The organism is Cupriavidus sp. a3, from assembly GCF_051015765.1.
GTDB classification, from domain to species: Bacteria; Pseudomonadota; Gammaproteobacteria; order Burkholderiales; family Burkholderiaceae; genus Cupriavidus; species Cupriavidus oxalaticus_A.
The window spans coordinates 1,434,746-1,457,189 of record NZ_CP170643.1 but is presented as its reverse complement, the minus strand read 5'-3'; the positions used below and the strand labels follow the sequence as shown (position 1 = coordinate 1,457,189).

The following is a 22,444-nucleotide window of genomic DNA, read 5'->3' as shown; positions in this document are numbered from 1 at the left end:
GTCATACATCAGCGTACGGGTTTTCTCCCGCCCTTGGAACCGCGCACAATTGCCTTGCGCGGCAACCGAACCACATCGGTCCGGCAATGCCGAGGAGTGTAACAGCTTCAGTGGCGATTCCGGCATTCCGCGGGCACGGCCGGCTACCGACGCCACCGGTTCCCGTGCCGCGCGGCGGGCGCCGCGGGCACAGATGAAGCGGGACGACGCTCAGGCGCTCGCGTCGTCGTCGAGCAGGCTGGCGCGCTTGCCGCGCTTGAGCCAGGCGCCCAGGTTGTGGGGACGCAGCGTGTCGTACTCTTCGAACGGCTGGTGGATCCAGGGGTTCGACGGCAGGAAGGTCACGTGATAGTCCGGCTCGATCTTCGAGCAGGCCTTGTACCACAGCACCGCCGAGCGCACCTCGGTCACCGCCGGATAGCGCTCCTTCAGGTGGCGGCCCACGCGTTCCAGCGTGATGCCCGAATCGACCAGGTCGTCGACCAGCAGGATCTTGCCCGACAGCTCGCCGCGCGTCATTGTGATGTATTGCGCGATATCCAGGTCGCCCTGCTGCGTGCCAGCCGCCTCGCGATAGCTGCTGGTAGCCAGGATCGCCAGCGGCACGTCGAAGATGCGCGACATCTGGTCGCCCACGCGCAGGCCGCCGCGCGCCAGGCACAGGATCTTGTCGAACTTCCAGCCAGACTCATGCACGTTCAGCGACAGGCGTGCGATCAGGCGGTGGTATTCGTCCCACGAGACCCACAGGTTCTCTTCATCGTTGGTTGGCAGGTTCATCGTTTTGCTCTAGATATCTTCGTGGCCCGTTGGCCCGGATGGCCCGGATGGCAAATAAGGCTCGGCCCGCTTGCGCGGGCCGATGGTCTGTTTCAGGCCGCGGCGTTCGTGACGCCGCGGCACTACGTCGTGCTTCTGGTTGCCGGGTCAGGCCTTGTACGGGTGACGCAGCAGGATGGTCTCGTCGCGGTCCGGGCCGGTCGAGATCATGTCGATCGGGATGCCCACCACTTCTTCCACGCGCTTCAGGTAGACGCGGGCCGCCTCCGGCAGCGCGTCCCACGACTTCACGCCGAAGGTCGATTCGTTCCAGCCCGGGAACTCTTCATAGACCGGCTCGCAGCGCGCCACGGCGTCGGAGCCGCGCGGCAGGATGTCGACAGTCGTGCCGTCGAGCTTGTAGCCGACGCACAGCTTGATGCTGTCCAGGCCATCGAGCACGTCCAGCTTGGTCAGGCACAGACCCGACACGCCGTTGATCTGCACCGAGCGCTTGAGCGCGGCCGCATCGAGCCAGCCGGTGCGGCGCGGACGGCCGGTGACCGAACCGAATTCCTTGCCGACGTTGGCCAGGCGCACGCCGACCTGGTCCTGGCGCTGCGGGTTGTCGTTGTCGTACAGCTCGCTGGGGAACGGGCCCGAGCCCACGCGCGTGCAATAGGCCTTGGTGATGCCCAGGATGTAGTTCAGGCGGCCCGGACCGACGCCGGCACCCGCGGCGGCCGCACCGGCCACGCAGTTGCTCGAGGTCACGAACGGATAGGTGCCGTGGTCGACGTCGAGCAGCGTGCCTTGCGCGCCTTCGAACATCAGGTTGCCACCGGCGGCGTTGACCGCGTACAGCTCGGCCGAGACGTCGGCCACCATCGGGGCCAGGCGCGGCGCGAAGGCCAGCGCATCGTCCAGCGTCTGCTGGAAGTCCACCGCTTCGGCGCCCAGGTACTGGGTCAGCATGAAGTTGTGGTAGTCCAGGTTCTCGCGCAGGCGCTCGGCAAACTGCTCGGGATCGAACAGGTCCTGCACACGCAGCGCGCGGCGGGCAACCTTGTCCTCATATGCCGGGCCGATGCCGCGGCCGGTGGTGCCGATCTTGGCCGCGCCGCGACGGGCTTCGCGCGCCTTGTCGATGGCAACGTGGTACGGCAGGATCAGCGTTGCCGCCTCGGAGATGCGCAGGCGGCTCTGCACCTGCAGGCCGGCGGCTTCGAGTTCTTCGATTTCACGGAACAGCGCCTCGGGCGACAGCACCACACCGTTGCCGATGTAGCAGATCGTGCCTTCGCGCATGATGCCCGACGGGATCAGGCGGAGAATGGTCTTCTTGCCGCCGATGATCAGGGTGTGGCCAGCGTTGTGGCCTCCCTGGAACCGCACCACGCCCTTTGCATGGTCGGTAAGCCAATCGACGATTTTTCCTTTGCCTTCGTCACCCCACTGGGTGCCGATCACGACGACATTGCGTCCCTGGCCTACTGCGGATGCGGACATATTGCTTTGGTCAATAGGTTAAAAACGTATTCTACTCTTGTTGCAGGGCGATTCCCGATTTTTGGGCGGGATTGCTCGCCCGGCGTCAGCGCGGCACCACGGCCCAGCCGGAATCCTGGCGCACCAGCTGGCGATCACAGTTGAATTCGTCGAGCTCGTGAGTATGGCCCGGCAACGACTGGATCACGATCTCGCCAGCGGCACGCAGCGCGGAAATCGCGGCACGCAGTGCCGGATCCGCATCCCAGGGCGCGAAAATCGCCTGGGCGCGCACTTCCACCGGTGACAGCGACGCCACTTCGCGCAGGTCGAGCGAAAAGCCCGTCGCCGGGCGGGCGCGGCCGAAGGCTTCGCCCACCTTGTCATAGCGCCCGCCGCGGGCCACGTAGTTGGGCAGGCCCGCCACATAGGCGGCGAACATCACACCGCTGTGATAGTGGTAACCGCGCAGGTCCGACAGGTCGATATTGACGCTGGCGCCACGCACCTGCACCGCCAGCGCGGCCAGTTCGTCCAGCGCGCGGCCGATCGCCGGGCTCGGCGGCAGCGTGGCGCGGGCGCGGTCCAGCACTTCGACCCCGCCGTACAGCGTCGGCAGCGCCAGCAGCGCATCGCGTTCGGTCTGCGGCATGCCCACGGTCAGCTCGCGCAGCGCGGGCACGTCCTTGGTCTCGAGCGCAGCAAAGAGTGCGTCCTCGATCTTGCGGATCGACGGCAGTCCGGCCAGCAGCGCTTCCAGGATGCCGGCGTGGCACAGGTCGATGCGGATCTCCGACAGGCCCGCAGCCTGCAGCGCAGCCAGCATCAGCTCCTGGATCTCGACGTCGGCTTCGAGGCCGGCGTGGCCGTAGATTTCGGCACCGATCTGGATCGGCTCGCGCGTGGCATGGAAGCCCGCCGGCCGCGCATGCAGCACGTTGCCGGCATAGCACAGGCGCGTCACGCCTGGCCGGTTCAGCAGGTGGGCGTCGATGCGCGCCACCTGCGGCGTGATATCGGCGCGCAGGCCCATGGTGCGGCCCGACAGCTGGTCCACCAGCTTGAGCGTGCGCAGGTCCAGGTCATGCCCGGTGCCGGTCAGCAGCGACTCCAGGTATTCCAGCATCGGCGGCATGACCAGCTCGTAGCCGTAGGTGCGGAACAGGTCCAGCATGCGGCGACGCAGTTCTTCGATCTTGCGCGCTTCCGACGGCAGCACGTCGGCAATGTTTTCTGGTAGCAGCCAATGGTTGGACATGGTGAATCTCTTCTCGGTCATTCGGTTACCCCGCGGGCTCCGCGCCCGCGGTGCCGGGCCACGCCCGGGCACATTGTTGCCGCAGCCCTGCCTCTCCGCGCGCCCGGTCCATCACTCGGCAATGATGGCTCCAGCCGGACAAAACCCCGGCAAGCCGGGGTTTTGTCAATTCGCCACACGGACAAGCGGACGTTCTAGCGCTTGCCTCCGGACCCGCCGGACGCGGCCGCCGCGGCGCCGCCGCTGGAACGCATATAGCGGAAGAACTCGGAATTGGGCTCCAGCACCAGCACGTCGCGCTTGTCGCGGAAGGTGTTGCGATACGCTTCCATGCTGCGCCAGAACTGCGCGAACTGCGGGTCGCGGCCAAAGGCATCGCCGTAGATCTGCGACGCCTTGGCATCGCCGTTGCCCTTGATCACCTGGGCATCGCGATAGGCCTCGGCCAGCACCACTTCGCGCTGGCGGTCGGCGTCGGCGCGGATCTTTTCGCCCTCGGCGGCGCCGGTGGAGCGCAGCTCGTTGGCCACGCGCTTGCGCTCGGCCTCCATGCGGCGGTACACCGATTCGCTGATCGCCGGCAGCAGGTCGACGCGCTTCAGGCGCACGTCCAGGATCTCGACACCCACCGACTTGGCGTATTCGACCATGCCGCTGCGGATGGCCTGCATCACCTGCTCGCGCTCGCCCGCGACCACGTCGGCCACGGTGCGCCTGCCGAACTCCTCGCGCGCCACGGCATCGATACGCTGGGTCATGCGGTCCTGGGCGCCGCGCAGGTTGCCGCCGAAGGCGACGAAGAACTTGCGCGGATCGGTGATGCGCCACTTGACGAACCAGTCCACCACCATGCTCTTCTTCTCGGCGGTCAGGAAGCGCTCGTTGGCGGCCACGTCGATGGTCTGCAGGCGGCGGTCCATGAAGACCACGTTCTGGAACGGCGGCGGCAGCTTGAAATGCAGGCCGGGCTCGCGCACCACCTGCTTGATCTCGCCGAAGGCGAACACCACGGCGTACTGGCGCTGGTCGACCACGAACAGCATCGACGACAGCACGGCCAGCAGGATGAAAAAGCCGATCGCGAAGGAAATCAGTCGGTTCATGACGGGTCTCCTCAGCGCGAGTCGCGGTCACGGTTGCGCAGCGATTCGCGCGACCGGGTATCCGGCGAAGTCTCGGGAGCCGGCGCCGGCGTGCCGGCTCCCGGCTGGCCAGGGGTGGCCGCTCGGCCGTCGCCAGCTTGTGCCATCAGCTTGTCCAGCGGCAGGTAAAGAAGATTGTTGCCCTGGCGCGCGTCCACCAGCACCTTGGTCGAATTGGTGTAGATCTGCTGCATGGTTTCGAGATAGATCCGGTCGCGCGTCACCTGCGGCGCCTTGGCGTATTCGGCCTGCACCGAGCGGAAGCGCGAGGCATCGCCCTCGGCCTGCGCCACCACGCGCGAGCGGTAGGCTTCGGCCTCTTCCATCAGGCGCGCCGCGGTACCCTTGGCGCGGGGGATGATGTCATTGGCATAGGCCTGGCCTTCGCTGATCGCGCGCTCGCGGTCCTGGCTGGCCTTGTTGACGTCATCGAACGCGGCCTGCACCTGCTCGGGCGGCTGCACGCTCTGCACGTTGACCGACAGCACGCGGATGCCAGTCTTGTAGGCCGACAGGATGGCCTGGATCGACTTGGCCAGCCCCTGCGCGATCTGCTCGCGGTTCTCGTACAGCACCGCATCCATCTTGTTGCGGCCGACGATCTCGCGCACCGAGGTCTCGGCGGCCTGGGTCACCAGCTCCTCGTCGCCGCCGCGGTCGGTCTTGTTGAAGAACAGGAACTCGGTCGCGTCCTGGATGACGTACTGCACGGTGAAGCGCACGTCGATGATGTTCTCGTCCTGCGTCAGCATCGACGAGTCTTTCAGGTTGCTGTCCTTGATCGAGGTGGAACGGCCCACTTCGACCGAGCGCACCGCCGACAGGTTGACAACCTCGGCCGACTGGATCGGCCAGGGCAGCCGCCAGTTGATGCCGGGACCGGCCGAATACTTGAACTTGCCGAACTGCAGGATCACGGCGGTCTGGCCTTCCTGCACCATGAAGAAGCCGCTGGCCAGCCAGATGCCGACCACCGCGGCCACGATCACGCCGACGCCCACGCCCGAGCCCTTGCCCGGGGTGCGCGGGCCGCCGAATCCCTGGTTGCCGCCACCGCCGTTTTCCTTGCGGCCGAGCAGGCCGTTCAGGCGGCGGTTGAAGTCGCGCCACAGTTCGTCCAGATCCGGCGGGCCGCCATCCTGCTGCGGGCGCTGGTTCTGCTGGCGGTTGTCGTCGCGGCCGTCCTTCTTGTCGTCGTCGTCACCATTGCGACCCCAGCGCGGATCGTTCAGCGAGAAGATGGCGCGCAGGCGCTGCCAGCCCGCGCGTGGCGCGAAGCGGCTGCCTGGTGTCAGGCTCGAATCAGCATTCCGGGGAAACTGGGGCATGAAGTGCACGGGTCCGGGGAAGTTTGTAACAGGGGGATTCTAGCAGTCATCTGCGCCACATTTACCCAAATCGCGACCAATCCGTGGAAAGGCGCTCCGAATCGGGCCGCAGATGCGCCGCTGCGGCACCACTGCGGCACCTGAGCCGCGCAAGACTCCGCGCTGGCCCGGCTCAGGGCCTGGCCCCCAGCTGGTCGTCGTCGGCGCCATCGCCTGCCAGATCGCCGCTGTCGCCGTTGCCCTCATACAGATGGGCGTCGCCCAGCCTCTGGTCGTAGGGCGCGGGCTCCGGCGGGCGGCTGGCCAGCCACTGGGCCACCTCGACCACCGCTTCGCGCAGCGCATCCAGGCCGATCCCTTCGCGCGCGCTCAGGAACACCCGGGTGGGAATGCCGTCTTCATCGCGCTCGGTGCGCGGGCCCTGGTCCAGCAACTCGGGCGCCGCATCGATCTTGTTCATCACCACGATCTGCGGGATGTCGGACGCGTCGATCTCGGCCAGCACGCGGTTGACCTGTTCGATCTGCTCATGGCGCACCGGACTAGATGCATCGACCACATGGAGCAGCAGGTCGGCATGGACCGTTTCCTCGAGCGTGGCACGGAACGCCGCCACCAGCTGCGTGGGCAGGTCGCGGATAAATCCGACCGTGTCGCTCAGCACCACGTTGCCCAGCCCGTCCAGGAACAGCCGCCGCGAGGTGGTATCGAGCGTGGCGAACAGCTGGTCGGCGGCATAGGCGCGCGCCTTGGTCAGCGCGTTGAACAGCGTCGACTTGCCGGCATTGGTATAGCCCACCAGCGAAATGCTGAGCGTGTCGTTGCGCGCGCGTGCGCGCCGCTGCGTGCTGTGCTGGCGCTGCAGCCGCGAAAGGTCCGCCCTGAGCCGCTTGGCACGGTCGTCCAGCATGCGCCGGTCCAGCTCGAGCTGGCGCTCGCCGGGGCCGCCGCGCATGCCGATACCGCCCTTCTGCCGCTCCAGGTGGCTCCACGCGCGCACCAGCCGCGAGGCGCGGTACGTCACCTGCGCCAGCTCGACCTGCACCTTGCCGACGTGGCTCTGCGCGCGCTGCCCGAAGATGTCCAGGATCAGGCCGGTACGGTCGATCACGTGGCGGTTCAGGAAGCGCTCGAGGTTACGCTGCTGCGCCGGGCTGAGTGCGTGGTTGAACACGACCACGTCGGCATCGAGCGCGTCGGCGGCTTCCTTCAGTTCCTCGGCCTTGCCCGAGCCGATAAACAGCGCCGGATCCGGCCGCGAGCGGCGGCCCGTCAGCGTATGCACCGGCAGCGAGCCGGCGGTGGAGGTCAGCAAGGCGAGCTCGCTGAGGCTTTCCTCGAAATCATGCTTGCCGAAATCGACGCCGACGAGGATGGCGCGCGACGGGGCAGTGTTGGAAGTAGCTCTGGGATCCAAGGGATGGCGCGAATGCGCTGGGAATTAGCGGTAGCGAGAGGAATAGCAAGGAATAGCGGAACGCTTTCCGATGGTTTCCAGGGATGGCCGGCGGAAGTCCCGCCCTGCCCTGTCCCCGGCCGGGATGGCTGCCCGCACCGGGCGGGAAGCCACGGCGGCGAGATGCGCGGCCGGTCCGGCAGGCACCGGCCGCGCTGGCGCACCGGTACCGGGCACCGGTGCAACCCTGAAGGGCGCCAGGCCGATGCCTTGGGTCCGCGACCGCGGGTTGCCGCGGCCGTGAGGCAGATCAGTTCTCGGAGGAATCATCCACGCGGAAATTGACCGCGCGCGCCGGAACGACGGTGGAAATCGCATGCTTGTAAACCATCTGCGTCACAGTGTTACGCAGCAGCACGACGTACTGATCGAACGATTCGATATTGCCTTGCAGCTTGATGCCATTGACGAGGTAGATGGACACCGGCACGTGCTCTTTGCGCAGCGCGTTCAGGAACGGGTCTTGTAGCAGTTGCCCTTTGTTGCTCATGGCACACTCCAAATTTATAGGTTTAGTGGTGAATGATGGGGATGGAACTCCCCGGTTCAAGTCAAGCGGCGCAAAAACGCGCCAGAAAAAAGATCAAAAACGGTACCAAGTCGGCGTCAATGCACAGGGAACCCCCTGCTACCGTGAATTTAGCCGCAGTTCCAAACGAACGCAAACGAAAACTGGCCCCGCCAAGGATCCGATTCCGGACTCAATCCTTCGAGTCCGCGTACGGATTTTTGTTCGTACGGAATTCGATGCGCAGGGGGGTGCCCTTGAGCTTGAAGGCCGCACGGAAACGGTTTTCCAGATACCGCCGATAGGTCTCCGCAACCCCTGACAGCGCGTTGCCATGGATCACGATGATCGGCGGATTCGAGCCCCCCTGGTGCGCATAGCGCAGCTTGGGACGCGATGCGCCGACGCGCTTGGGCTGCTGGAATTCGACCGCTTCCTGCAGCACGCGCGTCAGCTGCGGCGTCGGCAGCTTGACCATGGCCGCGGCATAGGCGTCGTCGACGGAACGCATCAGCGCGCCGATGCCGGTGCGCTCGCGCGCCGACACAAAGTGGAAATTCGCGAAATTCAGGAATTGCAGCTTGCGCTCGAGGTCGTGCTTGATGCGGTCGCGGGTATGGCCGTCCAGCCCGTCCCATTTATTGACGCCGACCACCAGCGCGCGGCCGGATTCAACGATAAAGCCCGCGATATGCGCGTCCTGGTCGGAGATGTCCTGTTGCGCATCCAGCAGCAGGATCACGACGTTGGCATCGGCGATCGATTGCAGCGTCTTGACCACTGAAAATTTTTCAATCGCCTCGAACACCTTGCCGCGCCGGCGCAGGCCCGCCGTGTCGATCAGCGTATAAGGCTTGCCGCCGCGTTCGAATTCCACGTAGATGGCGTCGCGGGTCGTGCCTGGCATGTCGAACGCGATCACGCGCTCCTCGCCGATCAGCGTATTGACCAGCGTGGACTTCCCCACATTGGGGCGCCCGACGATGGCGATCTTGACGCCCTTGCCGTCCACGGGCTCTTCGGCGGCCAGTTCCGGGCGCTCCTGCACCGCCAGCTCGATCGCTTCGTCGACCAGCTCGCGCACGCCGTCGCCGTGGGCAGCGGAGATCGCGTACGGATCGCCCATGCCGAGCTCGTAGAAATCCGCGGCAACCGAGGTGTACTTCATGCCCTCGGCCTTGTTCACCGCCAGCATGATGCGCCGGCCGGTCTTGCGCAGGTAGTCGGCAATGGCGCGGTCCTGCGGCGCCAGGCCGAGGCGGCCGTCGACGATAAAGATCACCACGTCGGCCTCGACCACCGCCTGCTTGGTCTGCTTGGCCATCTCGGCGACGATGCCTTCCTTGACCACCGGCTCGAAGCCGCCGGTGTCGATGGCGATGAACGGACGCTCGCCGACGCGGCCCTCGCCATAGTGGCGGTCGCGCGTCAGGCCCGGCAGGTCGGCGACGAGGGCGTCGCGCGAGCGGGTCATGCGGTTGAATAGCGTCGACTTCCCCACATTGGGACGGCCGACAAGTGCGATAACTGGTTTCATGCAATAAACGGAAACGGGGGCCGGCACCTGCCGCCCCCCGGTTACTCCGGAGTCAATGGATCCGACGGCACGCGCACCCGTGGGCGCCCTTGCCGCTTGTCCTGTCGGGGCGCGGCGCCGGTCAGCAACCCGCTGCGCAATTTGCCGCACGACCAGGGATCATGCTACCGGATTCGGCGCGCACCGTACCGACAGGTGTACGGCAGCGCGCACTGCTTGCTGGTCAGCCCGGCTGGAACCCGAAGACGTCGCCGTCGCGGGTCTGGATCACCAGCGTCTGCCCCGCCACCACCGGCGCGGCGGTGATGGCGCTGCCATCGGTCTTCATGCGGGCGACGACCTGGCCGTCCTCGCGCGACAGGAAGTGGACATAGCCTTCGAAGTCGCCCATCACCACCGAGCGGCCCAGTGCCAGCGGCGCACCCAGGCGGCGGTTGCGCATCTGGTCGTTCTTCCAGCGCTCGGTGCCGTTCTGGCGGTCGAAGGCATGCACCACCGACTGCTCGTCGCTGGCATAGATGGCATTGTCATCCTGCGCGGGGCCGCTCGGCGACGAGAAATCCTTGCCCCACTGTGGCTGGCCGCTGGCCAGCTCAAGGCAGGCCACGCGTCCCTGGAAGGTGGTGGCGCAGACCTGGCGGCCGCTGATCATCGGCTGGCCGGTGACATCGTTCAGGCGCTCGATCTCGGATACGCCCTTGGGATAGGAGATCGTGCTTTCCCAACGCAGCACGCCGTTGCCCGGCGTCAGCACGCCCAGCTTGCCGCCGGGAAAGCCCATCACGATGCCGTCACCGGCAAACACCATCCCCATCGCGGCACGCAGGTTCAGCGGCGTCTGCGAGCGCTGGTAGATCCAGCGGCGCTCGCCGGTCCCGGCGTCGAGGCCGAACACGCGCGTGTCGGTGGTGCGCACCACCACCAGGCCGTTGCCGACCAGCGGCGCGGACAGCACCTCGCCGTTGACCTGCTTCTTCCAGATCTGCTTGCCGCTGGCGTCGAAGGCGTAGATCGCGCCCTTCTCGCCGGCGACCGCGGTCACCGAGCCATCGCTGCCCGGGCCGGAGGTCAGGTCCAGGTCGGTCTTGGCCTTCCACAGCACGCGCCCGGAGGCGCCTTCCAGCGCCATCACGTTGCCGTTGTTGGACGACACATAGACATTGTTGCCCGCCGCGGCGGGCTGCATCGAATACGGGCCGCTCTTGCCCACATCGGCCTTCCACGCCTGGCGCACGGTCAGCGTGGCCGAGACCGGCTTGAGTTCGGCGGGCGGGTGCTTGTTTTCCTTGCTGAACAGCGAGCAGCCGCCCAGCGCGGCCAGGCAGGCAGCCGCCACCAGCGCACGGGTCACGGCGCGGGCGCGCTGGCGGTGTACGGCACGGGAAAGCACTGACGTCATAAGGTTACGGTCCTGGTTTTGCGTGATGCTATAAAGCGCGCGCGGCCGCATCAGGCCGCGCCCAGCGCATCGAGCTTGAACTGGATGATCTGGCGCGTGGCCGGCTCGGCCTCGCCCAGCTTGTCCAGCGCCTTGCGATAGGCGGCGCGCGCGTCGTCGCGCTTGTCCTGCGCGGCGAGCAGGTCGCCGCGGCGGTCGGCATACAGCGACATGAACGCTGCCGGCGGTTCGTCCTTCAGCAACGCCAGGCCTTTGTCATAAGCCTTTTCGTCGAGCAGCACGCCGGCCAGGCGCACCCGCGCCAGATGCGCGTATTCTTCGTCGCCGTGGTCGATGGCCCACTGCAGCTGGGTCTTGGCCGCGGCCAGGTCGCCCGCGTCATACAACACGCGGCCGGCGACCAGTGCGCTCATCTGGCCATAGGCGGTACGCCCGTACTTGTCCTCGAGGTCGGTTGCCGCACGCTTGATGCGTTCGACATCGCGTGCCTCGGCGGCCTTGAGCACCTGCTCGTACAGCACCGCGGCCTCGCCGGCCTGCTTGCGCTCCCAGTACTTCCAGCCGTTCCAGCCGGCAAACGCCAGCAGCGCGGCGATGACCACCCAGGTCAGCGCATTGCCGTACTGGCGCCACCAGGCCTTCAGATTCTCAAGCTGTTCCTGTTCTTCTAGATCGTAAGCCATGTCGAGGCAATCACCTGCGTTGGTTGGATACGGGCGTCTTGGATGACGGTGCGGCGGGCGCGCTTATTCGCTGGCGCCGACCATGGCGTCGATCAGGTAGTCGACCAGGCCCTCGGCCTGCACGGTGGCCTGTTGCCCACCGCCTTCGGCCTGATCGCGCTGGCGAAGTTCCTTGACCTGGACCACGCCAGCGGCCACTTCGTCGTCGCCAATGATAACGGCATAGGCCGCGCCGCTTGCGTCGGCGCGCTTCATCTGCGACTTAAAGCTGCCGCCCTTGCCGTCGGGGCTGGCGTGGAGCACCACGTCCAGGCCGGCGTCGCGCAGCCGCTCGGCCGCGACCATCGCCTGCTGCGCGGCGGCTTCGCCCTGGTGCACGAGGTAGACATCGCAACCCGCGGCGTCGGGCACCACGCCCTCTTCGCGGATCAGCTCGATGATGCGCTCGACGCCCATGGCCCAGCCGCAAGCCGGTGCCGGCTTGCCGCCCATCTGCGCGATCAGCGGGTCATAGCGGCCGCCGCCGGCGATGGTGCCCTGCGCGCCGAGCTTGTCGGTGATCCACTCGAACACCGTCAGGTTGTAGTAGTCCAGCCCGCGCACCAGGCGCGGATTGATCTTGAAGGGGATGTTGTTGGCCTTGAGCAGGCGCTGCACGCCCTCGAAGTGAGCCAGCGACTCTTCGCCCAGGAAGTCGATCAGCTTGGGCGCATTGGCGGCCATTTCCTGCAGCGCCGGATTCTTGGTATCCAGCACGCGCAGCGGGTTGGTGTACAGGCGGCGCTTGCTGTCATCGTCCAGGATGTCCTGGAAGCCCTCCAGGTACTTGATCAGCTCCTCGCGGTGGGCGGCACGCTCATTGGCCTGCCCCAGCGAATTGATCTCCAGGCGCACGCCGACCAGGCCCAGGTCGTCCCACAGGCGCTGGCACATCAGGATGATCTCGGCGTCGACGTCCGGACCGGCAAAGCCCAGCGCCTCGGCGCCCAGCTGGTGGAACTGGCGATAGCGGCCGCGCTGCGGGCGCTCGTGGCGGAACATCGGGCCGGTGTACCACAGGCGCTTGGGGCCGTCGTACAGAAGGTTGTGCTCGATGGTCGCGCGCACGGCGGCGGCGGTCCCTTCGGGACGCAACGTCAGCTGCTCGCCGTTGAGCGCATCGGTGAAGGAGTACATCTCCTTCTCGACGATGTCGGTCACCTCGCCGATGCCGCGCACGAACAGCTGCGTGTGCTCGACGATCGGCGTGCGCAGCTGCTGGTAGCCGTAGGCGCGCAACATGGCGCGGGCGGCATTCTCGAAATGCTCCCACAGCGGCGCGTCGGCCGGAAGCATGTCGTTCATGCCCTTCACGCCCTGCAGCGCCTTGGCGGGCTTCACCTTCTGCTCGGCTTTCAGTTCAGCCTTCGGTTCAGTCTTGGCAGCGCCGGCGGCGGCTGCGTTGTCGGATTGCGTCATTCTGTTCTTGTCAGCTTCTGGGGCCTGGCCGGTGCGGCTCAGGCTGCCACTTCTTTATCGGCCCGTGCAGCACCCGGGCCGTAATGCGTGCGAACGTACTCGTCGACGATCGCCTGAAATTCCTCGGCAATGCGCTCGCCGCGCAGCGTCTTTACCTTGACGCCGTCGACGAACACCGGCGCCGCGGGCGACTCGCCCGAGCCCGGCAGCGAAATGCCGATATTGGCGTGCTTGCTCTCGCCCGGGCCGTTGACGATGCAGCCCATCACGGCCACATCCATTTCCTCGACGCCCGGATAGGCGGTTTTCCAATGCGGCATCTGCTCGCGCAGGTACGTCTGGATGCTTGCCGCGAGCTCCTGGAACACCGTGCTGGTGGTGCGGCCACATCCCGGGCATGCAATCACCATCGGGGTGAAGTTGCGCAGGCCCATGGTCTGCAGGATTTCCTGCCCCACATACACTTCCTTCTCGCGCGGCGCGCCGGGTTCCGGCGTCAGCGAGATGCGGACCGTGTCGCCGATGCCTTCCTGCAGCAGCACCGACAGCGCCGCCGTGGAGGCGACGATGCCCTTGCTGCCCATGCCGGCCTCGGTCAGGCCCAGGTGCAGCGCATAGTCGCAGCGGCGCGCCAGTTCGCGGTAGACCGCGATCAGCTCCTGCACCTGCGATACCTTGCACGACAGGATGATCTGGCTGCCCGGCAGGCCGATCTCTTCAGCCTTTTTCGCCGAATCGATCGCCGAGGTGATCAGCGCCTCGATCATCACGCTCTGCGCCGGCCAAGGCTCGGCGCGCGACGCGTTCTCGTCCATGATGCGCGCCAGCAGGTCCTGGTCCAGGCTGCCCCAGTTCACGCCAATGCGCACCGGCTTGTTGTAGCGGCACGCCATCTCGATCATCTGCGCGAACTGCGTGTCGCGCTTGGCGCCCTGCCCCACGTTGCCCGGGTTGATGCGGTACTTGGACAGCGCCTCGGCGCAGGCCGGATAGTCCTGCAGCAGCTTGTGGCCGTTGTAGTGGAAGTCGCCCACCAGCGGCACGTCGACGCCCATGCGGTCGAGCTGCTCACGGATCGACGGCACCGCGGCGGCGGCCTCGGGCGTGTTCACCGTGATGCGCACGATTTCCGAACCCGCGCGCGCCAGGTCCTTCACCTGGATCGCCGTGCCGATGGCGTCGACCGTGTCCGTGTTGGTCATCGACTGCACGCGCACCGGCGCATCGCCGCCGATGGTCACCACGTTATCGCCCCACACGACGCGCGCCTGGCGCGTCTGGCGGCGCGGCAGCGAGCCGGGCAGGACCGGGAGACAGAGCTGTTGGTTCATAGCATTACCACCTTGCAAAGACGCACTGCGCCGCACCTTTCGCCGGCCCGGATCAGGGCAGCGTCAGGCGCGCCACGTTGTTGCGGTTGGCTGCCTTCAGGTCGACCGGCTCGCCGTTGCGCGTCATCGACTCGACACCCTTGACGTTGCCGATCACCACCTTGTACGGGGCCTTGCCGCCGCCGGCCACGGCCTGGCCGGCCTTGGCCGTGCCGCCCAGCACGATCTTGCCGCTGCTGTCGCGGACTTCATACCAGGTGTCGGCGGCGAAGCGGATCTGCAGTTCGCCGGCGCCCGCAGGCGCTGCGGGCACCGGCGCGGGCGTTGCTGCGGCCGGCGCAACAATGGGCGCTACAACTGGCACGGCAGCCACGGCCGACGCCGGCGCGGCAGTCGCGACCGCGGCGCTGACCGGCGTGGTTTCGGCCGAGGGCGCCGGCGAGTCGGCGGCGGCCATTACCGGCGGCAGCGCTGCGGTCACCGTGCCGGGCTCGGTCGGTTGCGCGGCGGCATGTTCTTCCGTCACGGCAGTCTCGGTCGCGCTGCTGCGGGTCTCGATCCACTGGCGGATATGGTCCAGGCCGAACCAGCCACCGGCGGCCAGCACCACCGCCACCAGCGCCAGCCAGACCCAGCGGCCGCCAGCTCCGCCGCTGCGGAAGCGCTTGCGGTCGTCGAACGCCGCATTGAGGCTGCCCTCGCGCTGGCGCGCGATTTCGTTGACCGGTGCCACCGGAGGCTGGAAGCGCGCCAGCAGCGCGTCGATATCGACATGCAGCATGCGCGCGTAGGCCCGCATCACGCCCTTGGCGAAAGTGACGTCGGGCAGCGACTGCAGGTCGCCGGCTTCGATCGCGCGCAGCTTTGGCGCCGCCACTTTCAGGCGTGCGCTGACATCTTCCACCGACAGCCGCTGCGCTTCGCGCTCGCGCGCCAGTGCCGCGCCAATCTCGCGCGCTGCGGCTTCGCGTTCTCCTTCGTGCGCGCCACCGCCGACGTATTGCGTCGGTACGGCCTGGCCTGCGGCGCGGTCGTGCTCACTCATCCCATGCTCCTTGTTCGTATGCGGTCAACTCACGCGAATCGGGGAAGCGGCTGCGCAGCTGCGCGACCAGCGCATCCTGCGTGCGGCCATCGCCCTGGCGGTGTGCAATGCGCGCTCCCAGCCAGAGGGATTGCGCACTGGCAAATTGGCTGCTGTTGACGCGCTGGGCATACTGCCGGGCCTGCGCGAAATCGCCGCGCCGGTAGTAGACCAGCGCCAGATTGGTGTTTGCCACCGGATTGTTGCGGTCGTAGCCTAGTGCGGCCTTCAGATTCTTTTCCGCATCGGCGCTGTTGCCGCGACGCAGCTCGCACGCACCCAGGCTGATCAGCGGTTTCACCGGACCACCGGCCGACGGCGCCGACACGGCGCGCTGCAGCATCGGCACGGCCTCGCCATAGCGGCCCGACTGGCACAGGAACCAGCCATAGTTGTTGAGCAGGTCGCCGTCGTTGCCGCGCATCGATACCGCGGTGCGGAAGCTGTCGTCGGCCAGCGCCTGCTCGTTCATATTCATGTAGATCAGCGCGCGCACATGGTAGGCATCCGCGAGCGACGGATCGATGGCGATCGCCTGCTTGATCTCGTCAAGCGCGACCGCATTCTGGCCGGCTTCGAGATAGTTGGTGGCCAGCTGCAGCCGGATGCCGGCGCGGCGCCTTGCATCGGTCTGGTCGGAAGCGGTCTGGAGATCCTGAGCCGGCGAGTGCGGCAGCTGGCAGCCGGACAACATCAGCAGCCCGAACAGGGCCGCAGCGATCAGACGGATCATGCAGGGCGAGCCTCCCGAGGCTGGCCGGCGCTGTTGACCGGCACCAGTGGCGTGATCTTGCCGAACTTGCCGCGCTCGGCCAGGCGGGTACGGTCCTTCACTTCCCCGGCCAGCTGTCCGCAGGCGGCGTCGATATCGTCGCCGCGCGTCTTGCGGATGGTGGTCACGATGCCCGCGTCCATCAGCACCTGCGCGAAGCGCCGGATCTGCTCGTTGTTGGAACGCTTCAGGCCCGATTCGGGGAACGGGTTGAACGGGATCAGGTTGAACTTGCACGGCACGTCGGCGACAAGCTTCAGCAGTTCCCGCGCATGCTCGACGCCATCGTTGACGCCGTCCAGCATGCAGTATTCGAAAGTAATGAAATCGCGCGGCGCGAATTCCAGGTAGCGGCGGCATGCCGCCATCAGTTCGGCCAGCGGGTATTTCTTGTTCAGCGGCACCAGCACGTCGCGCAAGGCGTCGTTGGACGCGTGCAGCGACACGGCGAGCGCCACCGGCAGGTCCTTGGACAGCCGGTCCATCATCGGCACCACGCCGGAAGTGGACAGGGTCACGCGGCGGCGCGACAGGCCGTAGGCGTTGTCGTCCAGCATCAGCCGCATGGCCGGCACCACGGCATCGTAGTTCAGCAGCGGCTCGCCCATGCCCATCATCACCACGTTGGAGATGACGCGGTCGTCCTTGGGGCCTCGGCCCAGCTGCTCGCGCATGGCAAACTCCGCCATCCACAGCTGGCCAATGATTTCGCCCGTGGTCAGGTTGCGCGAAAAGCCCTGCTTGCCGGTCGAGCAGAAGCGGCAGTTGACCGCGCAGCCCGCCTGCGAGGAGACGCACAGCGTGCCGCGCGTTTCCTCGGGGATGTACACCGTTTCCACCGCATTGCCCTCACCGACGTCGAGCAGCCACTTGCGCGTGCCGTCGGCCGACAGGTTGTCGGTGATGGCGGCAGGCGCGCGGATCTCGGCCCGGGTCGAGAGCTTTTCGCGCAGCGACTTGGCGAGATCCGACATGGCGTCGAAACGGCTGGCACCGTAGTGGTGGATCCAGCGTTGCAGTTGCCGCGCACGGAACGGCTTCTCGCCGAGCTCGCCGCAATAGGCGGTGAGCGCGTCCGCGTCGAGGTCGAGCAGGTTGACGAGATCGTTCATGACGGCAAACTCGGCTTCAGTTCAGTCAGCAGCCAATTAGCGGCTGTAGACGTTCATGCTCGGGAAGAAGAAGGAAACTTCCACGGCAGCGGTTTCGGCGGCGTCCGAGCCGTGCACGGCGTTGGCGTCGATGCTGTCGGCGAAGTCGGCGCGGATGGTGCCCTTCTCGGCCTTCTTCGGGTCGGTGGCGCCCATCAGGTCACGGTTCTTGGCGATGGCGTTATCGCCTTCCAGGGCCTGGATCATGACCGGACCGGAAACCATGAAGTCGACCAGATCCTTGAAGAACGGACGCTCCTTGTGCACAGCATAGAACTGCTCGGCTTCACCGCGCGACAGGTGCACCATCTTGGCAGCAACGATCTTCAGGCCGGCGGCCTCGAAACGGGCGTAGATCTGGCCGATGACGTTCTTGGCCACGGCATCCGGCTTGATAATCGACAGGGTGCGTTCGATCGCCATGAAAAACTCCGAAAAATGAAGGGGTTACAAATGGATTAAACGTGCAATTCTAGCACGAAGACGATGACCCTTTCGAGGGTCTGGGCCGCTCTGGCGCGGGTGTCACCGGTCAAAAGCCACATCCTGGCCGCAAGTAGCACTGGCTGCACATTACATCCTCGTCATGTCTGGAACGTGGCGCCCCGGCGTCCGTCAAACGAAGGCAGCACGGAACAGGCCGAAACAGGGGCGCGGGTGCCTGCGGGATTACCCCGCCCTTGCAATTCGGCCAACCAGATGCCACATTGACGATGGTTCCGTCCGCGGTCGATCCGAAAATTCTCTTTATTTCGGACAGGCCCGGCGCCTCACCGTTTCGAGACAGGAGTCACCATGGATAACAAGCTGAATACCTACGGTTTCGGCAACAGTGCGTCGACCGTCACTGACGTCGTCGTTCGCAACCGGGTCTTGCGCAACACTTACTGGCTGCTGGCCCTTTCGATGATCCCCACCGTGCTGGGTGCATGGGTCGGCGTGGCCACCGGCTTCAGCTTCATGGCGGGCAGCCCCGGCCTGTCGCTAATCCTGTTCCTGGCCATCGCGTTCGGGTTCTTCTTCGCCATCGAGAAAACCAAGAACAGCAGCATGGGCGTGGTGCTGTTGCTGGCATTCACGTTCTTCATGGGACTGATGCTGTCGCGCCTGATCAGCGCAACGCTGGCGTTTTCCAACGGACCGGCGCTGATCATGTACGCCTTTGGCGGCACGGCGGCAGTGTTCGGCGCGATGGCGACCATCGCCACCGTCAGCAAGCGCGATTTTTCCGGCCTGGGCAAGTTCCTGTTCGTCGGCCTGATCCTGCTGATCCTGGCCAGCGTTGCCAATATCTGGCTGCAGCTGCCGTCGCTGATGATCACGGTGTCGGTGATCGCGATCGGTATCTTCTCGGCTTACATCCTGTTCGATGTACAGCGCGTGGTGAACGGCGGCGAGACCAACTACATCACCGCCACGCTGGCGATCTACCTCGACGTGTACAACGTCTTCGCCAACCTGCTGGCGCTGCTGGGCATCTTCGGCGGCAGCCGGGAATGACGGCAAACGCCGCGGCATGAAAAAAGCCGGCCAAGGCCGTAATGCCGTTCAGTTAAGGTCCTTTCTGAGGAACCGGACGGTGTAGCGCTTAGGCAGGGCTTTGACTTCACGGGGGCCGATAGCTGGTTTCGATTTCCCAACGGCGCTTGTAGCACCCAATGATGTCGGCTGCCTTGAAGCGCCGACGGTCTGTCAACGAGGTCAACAGGACGCGGTCTGAGTCCTCGTCCCGGATCGCGCGAGCTGTCCAAGTCTCTGGCAAGGCAGGATTCTTGCGGCGAGCCTGAGGCGAGACCTTCATCTGGACGATGCCATCGCCCTCGTTGCCTGAGAGCAACTCCCACTGCAGATTCTTCTTAGCGGGGATCAGGAAGTGGCGCTCGCTGCCGCCCATGCGCAAGCCCCACAGGATCTCTGCGGCCAGAAAGCCCTTGTCAAAGATCGTTAACGAATGATCCGGGATCCGCTCAATGAGCTCCTTGGCATAGAGCATCTCGTTGCGCCCATAGCAGCCAAAGGCGATATCGGCAACAAGATGGGTGGGAACAGCCGTGAGCGAGACCCCGCGGACTTGTGGATAGCTGGCGACCTTGCCGCTGGCGTAGCTCTGCGCGCCAAAGTGGAGGCGATTCTCAGGGCTATCGGCAGTGCGGAAGGTGGTCCCATCCATGGCGTAAAGCGCCAAGCCCTTCCATTTGTAGTGCGCAGCATCCTGAGCCACCCACGCCCGTGCGGTCTGCTCGAACAGCCACAACAGAGGCTTGTCTCCAAGCCGCTCGCGGGCTTGGGCGATCCCGCTCTTGCTGACACAGGCGTTGGCATCGTTGGGCAGTGCCAGGTCCAGCGTCTCCAGCACATCGGGAATCGATTGGTGCCGATAGAGCGCCAGCGCGATGACCAGCCAGACCACCTGCTCTGCTGGCAGTCGGCGCCGGCGAACGGACGCTGTCCCCGAGGCTGCCAGCGCTTGCTCAATCCAAGCCATCGGCAGGTGCTCGCTGAGCCGGGCAAAACTGGCCGGCTCACTAAGCTCAAGGGTGGCGTGGACTTGTTCCGATAGCATCGGAACGGCAAGTTAACAGCTCGACACCTTGTTTACAACCCCTGCAAAGAAAAATGCCGTTCAGACTTAACTGAACGGCATTACGGCCAAGGCCGGCTTTTTCTTTTGGCGCACGGCGCGGTCAGTCGCGGTCGAATACCGCAATCGACTCCACGTGCGACGTGTGGGGAAACATATTGACCACGCCGGCGCCGCTCAGGCGGTAGCCCGCCTCGTGCACCAGCAGGCCGGCATCGCGCGCCAGCGTGGCGGGACTGCACGACACGTAGACGATGCGCCGCGGCAGCACGTGGCTGCCCTGCTGCGCCAGCTCGCCGAGCGCCTTGCTCACCGCGAGCGCGCCTTCGCGCGGCGGATCGACCAGCCAGCGGTCGAAGCGGCCCAGCGCGGCGATGTCGTCGGCAGTGACTTCGAACAGGTTGCGGCACGCGAACTCGGTTTTGGCGGCCAGCCCGTTGTATTCCGCATTGGCCAGTGCGCGCGTGGTCAGCGCCTCGCTGCCCTCGATGCCCATCACCGACTTGCCCTGCGTGGCCAGCGGCAGCGTGAAATTGCCGATGCCGCAGAACAGGTCGAGCAGGCGGTCGCCCGGCTGCGCATCGAGCAGGCGCAGCGCGCGGCCGATCAGCACGCGATTGATCTGGTGGTTCACCTGCGTGAAGTCGGTCGGCTTGAACGGCATGCGGATGCCGAATTCCGGCAGCGTATAGGCCAGCTCGACGTCGGTCGGGTAGAACGGGTAGACCGTGTCCGGCCCCTTCGGCTGCAGCCAGAACTGCACCTTGTATTTATCGGCGAAGGCGCGCAGCAGGTCCTTGTCGGCATCGGTCAGCGGCTCGAGGATGCGCAGCACCAGCGCCGTCACTTCATGCCCGACGGCCAGCTCGATCTGCGGCATGCGGTCGCGGATCGACAGGCCCGCCACCAGTTCGCGCAGCGGCACCAGCATCGCCGAGACATGCGGCGGCAGGATTTCACAACGCGTCATGTCGGCGACATAGCTGCTCTTGCGCTCATGGAAGCCCACCAGCACGCCGCCCTTCTTCACCACGTGGCGCACGGTCAGGCGCGCGCGGTAGCGGTAGCCCCAGTCCGGACCGGCGATCGGCCGGAACACCACGTCGGGCTTCACCTTGGACAGGTGCCACAAGTTGTCTTCCAGCACGCGCTGCTTGATCGCAAGCTGCGCGCGCGAATCCAGATGCTGCATCGAGCACCCGCCGCAGACACCGAAATGCTGGCAGCCCGGCTTTACGCGCATCACCGATTCTTGCAGGACTTCGCCGAGGTGCGCCTGCTCGAAGCTGGGCTTGCGCCGGTAGCTGCGATAACTGACGGTCTCGCCCGGCAATGCGCCTTCGACGAAGATCACCTTGCCAGGCGTGCCGTCCTCGTTCACCAGGCGGCCGACGCCGCGTGCCTCCATGTCGAGGCTGTCGATCGACACCACGGGGTCGACGCCCGGAGCATTGCCATTGGCATTGCCACGGCCACGGGGCTCTTTTGCGGCGGGAGCGGCACCCGGTGCAGCTGATTCGGGCGCGACGGCGGTCGTTTCTTGTGGGGAGGACACGGCTTGGGACACCAGATAAAACCTGACGTATTGTTTTACGAAAGCGCGATTGTATGCCAGACCGGCCGGGTCAACGATGGAGGCGTCGCATGGAACTGATTTCTTGGAATATCCAATGGGGCCGCGGCGCGGACGGGCGTGTGGACCTGGCGCGGCAGGTGGACACACTGCACGCGATGGCCGATGCCGATGTGATCTGCCTGCAGGAAGTCACGCGCGGATTCGGTGAACTGCGCGGCGAGCCAGGCATCGACCAGGTTGCCGAACTGACCGCCCTGCTGCCAGGCTATCACCTGCTCTTTGCGTCAGGCGTGGACCGGCGCGACCGCAACGGCACACACAAGCAATTCGGCAACCTGATAGCCACGCGGCTACCAGTACGCGAGGTATTCCGGCACGCCTTGCCGTGGCCGGCGGACCCGCAAGTGGCGTCGATGCCGCGCGTTGCGCTGGAAGTCACTGTCGAAGCCGGCACGCAGTCGCTGCGCGTGATCTGCACGCACCTTGAGTATTACTCGGCGCTCCAGCGCGCGGCGCAGGCCGAAGCCCTGCGCGACTGGCATGCCCAGGCCTGCGACCACGCGCGTCGCCCGGGCCGCAGCGAGAAGTGGCCCGGGCCGTTCACGCCGGAACCGCGCCCCGCCGAAGCCATCCTGTGCGGCGATTTCAACAGCAAACCCGACGACATTGCCTATCGGCGCATGCTGGAGCCGTTCGACGACGCCACCACGCCATGGCGCGACGCCTGGCTGCTCACACATCCCGGCCAGCCGCACGCGCCGACCTGCGCCATCCATGACAAGGAGCAATGGCCCGAGCCACCGTTCGCCTGCGACTTCATGTTCGTCACGGACAACCTGGCCGCGCGGATCCGGCGTTGCGAGATCAACGCAGATACGGCCGACTCGGACCACCAGCCGATCCTGCTATCGCTGGACCTTTAAGGCCATGGCA

General features: G+C 66.0%; 19 protein-coding genes and 1 pseudogene. 2 read left to right on the top strand and 18 right to left on the bottom strand.

The genetic code is table 11. From position 1 onward, the window contains the following. Positions 1-210: 210 nt before the first annotated feature. From ACAD63_RS07005 to ndk, 16 genes are all read right to left on the bottom strand, one after another. Positions 211-780 carry a phosphoribosyltransferase gene (locus ACAD63_RS07005; RefSeq protein WP_029046156.1) on the bottom strand — a complete coding sequence of 190 codons (570 nt, stop codon included), beginning with the start codon at positions 778-780 and terminating at the stop codon, positions 211-213. Positions 781-927: 147 nt separating this feature from the next. Beyond that, a complete protein-coding gene (locus tag ACAD63_RS07000; RefSeq protein WP_135705503.1) occupies positions 928-2,268 on the bottom strand; it encodes an adenylosuccinate synthase in 1,341 nt (446 codons plus the stop codon). Between the two features lie 85 nt (positions 2,269-2,353). Beyond that, on the bottom strand, positions 2,354-3,505 hold the full coding sequence (locus tag ACAD63_RS06995; RefSeq protein WP_135705504.1) for an ATP phosphoribosyltransferase regulatory subunit: 1,152 nt from the start codon (positions 3,503-3,505) through the stop codon (positions 2,354-2,356). A 194-nt stretch (positions 3,506-3,699) separates the two neighbouring features. Then, the gene (gene hflC / locus ACAD63_RS06990; protein WP_133096524.1) at positions 3,700-4,608 is read right to left on the bottom strand and encodes a protease modulator HflC; all 909 of its coding nucleotides are present in this window, start codon (positions 4,606-4,608) and stop codon (positions 3,700-3,702) included. 11 nt (positions 4,609-4,619) lie between these two features. Then, positions 4,620-5,975 (bottom strand): FtsH protease activity modulator HflK, encoded by a 1,356-nt coding sequence (gene hflK / locus ACAD63_RS06985; RefSeq protein WP_135705505.1) that lies wholly within the window; start codon positions 5,973-5,975, stop codon positions 4,620-4,622. Between the two features lie 172 nt (positions 5,976-6,147). Beyond that, positions 6,148-7,392, bottom strand: coding sequence for a GTPase HflX (hflX, locus tag ACAD63_RS06980; RefSeq protein ID WP_135705506.1), 1,245 nt, complete (start codon positions 7,390-7,392; stop codon positions 6,148-6,150). A 289-nt stretch (positions 7,393-7,681) separates the two neighbouring features. Continuing rightward, a complete protein-coding gene (gene hfq / locus ACAD63_RS06975; protein WP_029046151.1) occupies positions 7,682-7,921 on the bottom strand; it encodes an RNA chaperone Hfq in 240 nt (79 codons plus the stop codon). 211 nt (positions 7,922-8,132) lie between these two features. Continuing rightward, positions 8,133-9,476 (bottom strand): ribosome biogenesis GTPase Der, encoded by a 1,344-nt coding sequence (gene der / locus ACAD63_RS06970; RefSeq protein ID WP_133096527.1) that lies wholly within the window; start codon positions 9,474-9,476, stop codon positions 8,133-8,135. A 223-nt stretch (positions 9,477-9,699) separates the two neighbouring features. Continuing rightward, the gene (gene bamB / locus ACAD63_RS06965) at positions 9,700-10,875 is read right to left on the bottom strand and encodes an outer membrane protein assembly factor BamB (RefSeq protein ID WP_133096528.1); all 1,176 of its coding nucleotides are present in this window, start codon (positions 10,873-10,875) and stop codon (positions 9,700-9,702) included. 50 nt (positions 10,876-10,925) lie between these two features. Further along, the gene (locus ACAD63_RS06960) at positions 10,926-11,558 is read right to left on the bottom strand and encodes a YfgM family protein (RefSeq protein WP_135705507.1); all 633 of its coding nucleotides are present in this window, start codon (positions 11,556-11,558) and stop codon (positions 10,926-10,928) included. Positions 11,559-11,621: 63 nt separating this feature from the next. Further along, positions 11,622-13,016, bottom strand: a complete 1,395-nt coding sequence (hisS, locus tag ACAD63_RS06955; RefSeq protein ID WP_133096530.1) for a histidine--tRNA ligase — start codon at positions 13,014-13,016, stop codon at positions 11,622-11,624. A 38-nt stretch (positions 13,017-13,054) separates the two neighbouring features. Further along, complete coding sequence (ispG, locus tag ACAD63_RS06950; protein ID WP_133096531.1) at positions 13,055-14,347, bottom strand: flavodoxin-dependent (E)-4-hydroxy-3-methylbut-2-enyl-diphosphate synthase; 1,293 nt, start codon at positions 14,345-14,347, stop codon at positions 13,055-13,057. Positions 14,348-14,399: 52 nt separating this feature from the next. Beyond that, the gene (locus tag ACAD63_RS06945) at positions 14,400-15,392 is read right to left on the bottom strand and encodes a RodZ domain-containing protein (RefSeq protein WP_133096532.1); all 993 of its coding nucleotides are present in this window, start codon (positions 15,390-15,392) and stop codon (positions 14,400-14,402) included. Further along, the gene (gene pilW / locus ACAD63_RS06940) at positions 15,385-16,164 is read right to left on the bottom strand and encodes a type IV pilus biogenesis/stability protein PilW (protein WP_434033636.1); all 780 of its coding nucleotides are present in this window, start codon (positions 16,162-16,164) and stop codon (positions 15,385-15,387) included. The genes ACAD63_RS06945 and pilW overlap by 8 nt, the downstream gene beginning before the upstream one ends. After that, complete coding sequence (gene rlmN / locus ACAD63_RS06935; protein WP_195431953.1) at positions 16,161-17,315, bottom strand: 23S rRNA (adenine(2503)-C(2))-methyltransferase RlmN; 1,155 nt, start codon at positions 17,313-17,315, stop codon at positions 16,161-16,163. Before rlmN ends, pilW begins: the two co-directional genes overlap by 4 nt. A gap of 36 nt (positions 17,316-17,351) precedes the next feature. Further along, on the bottom strand, positions 17,352-17,777 hold the full coding sequence (ndk, locus tag ACAD63_RS06930; RefSeq protein WP_434033635.1) for a nucleoside-diphosphate kinase: 426 nt from the start codon (positions 17,775-17,777) through the stop codon (positions 17,352-17,354). Positions 17,778-18,149: 372 nt separating this feature from the next. Between ndk and ACAD63_RS06925 the strand changes: the two genes are divergently transcribed. Further along, positions 18,150-18,854 (top strand): Bax inhibitor-1/YccA family protein, encoded by a 705-nt coding sequence (locus tag ACAD63_RS06925; RefSeq protein ID WP_133096535.1) that lies wholly within the window; start codon positions 18,150-18,152, stop codon positions 18,852-18,854. A gap of 115 nt (positions 18,855-18,969) precedes the next feature. Here ACAD63_RS06925 and ACAD63_RS06920 read toward each other — a convergent pair. Together ACAD63_RS06920 and rlmD are read right to left on the bottom strand one after the other, a co-directional pair. Beyond that, positions 18,970-19,917, bottom strand: a pseudogene (locus ACAD63_RS06920) (IS4 family transposase); the annotation flags it as partial. Between the two features lie 121 nt (positions 19,918-20,038). After that, positions 20,039-21,343, bottom strand: coding sequence for a 23S rRNA (uracil(1939)-C(5))-methyltransferase RlmD (rlmD, locus tag ACAD63_RS06915; protein ID WP_255519963.1), 1,305 nt, complete (start codon positions 21,341-21,343; stop codon positions 20,039-20,041). Between the two features lie 236 nt (positions 21,344-21,579). Here rlmD and ACAD63_RS06910 point away from each other — a divergent pair, with 236 nt between their 5' ends. Further along, positions 21,580-22,434: an endonuclease/exonuclease/phosphatase family protein gene (locus ACAD63_RS06910; RefSeq protein ID WP_434033634.1), complete on the top strand. Its 855-nt coding sequence runs from the start codon at positions 21,580-21,582 to the stop codon at positions 22,432-22,434. Positions 22,435-22,444: the final 10 nt, after the last annotated feature.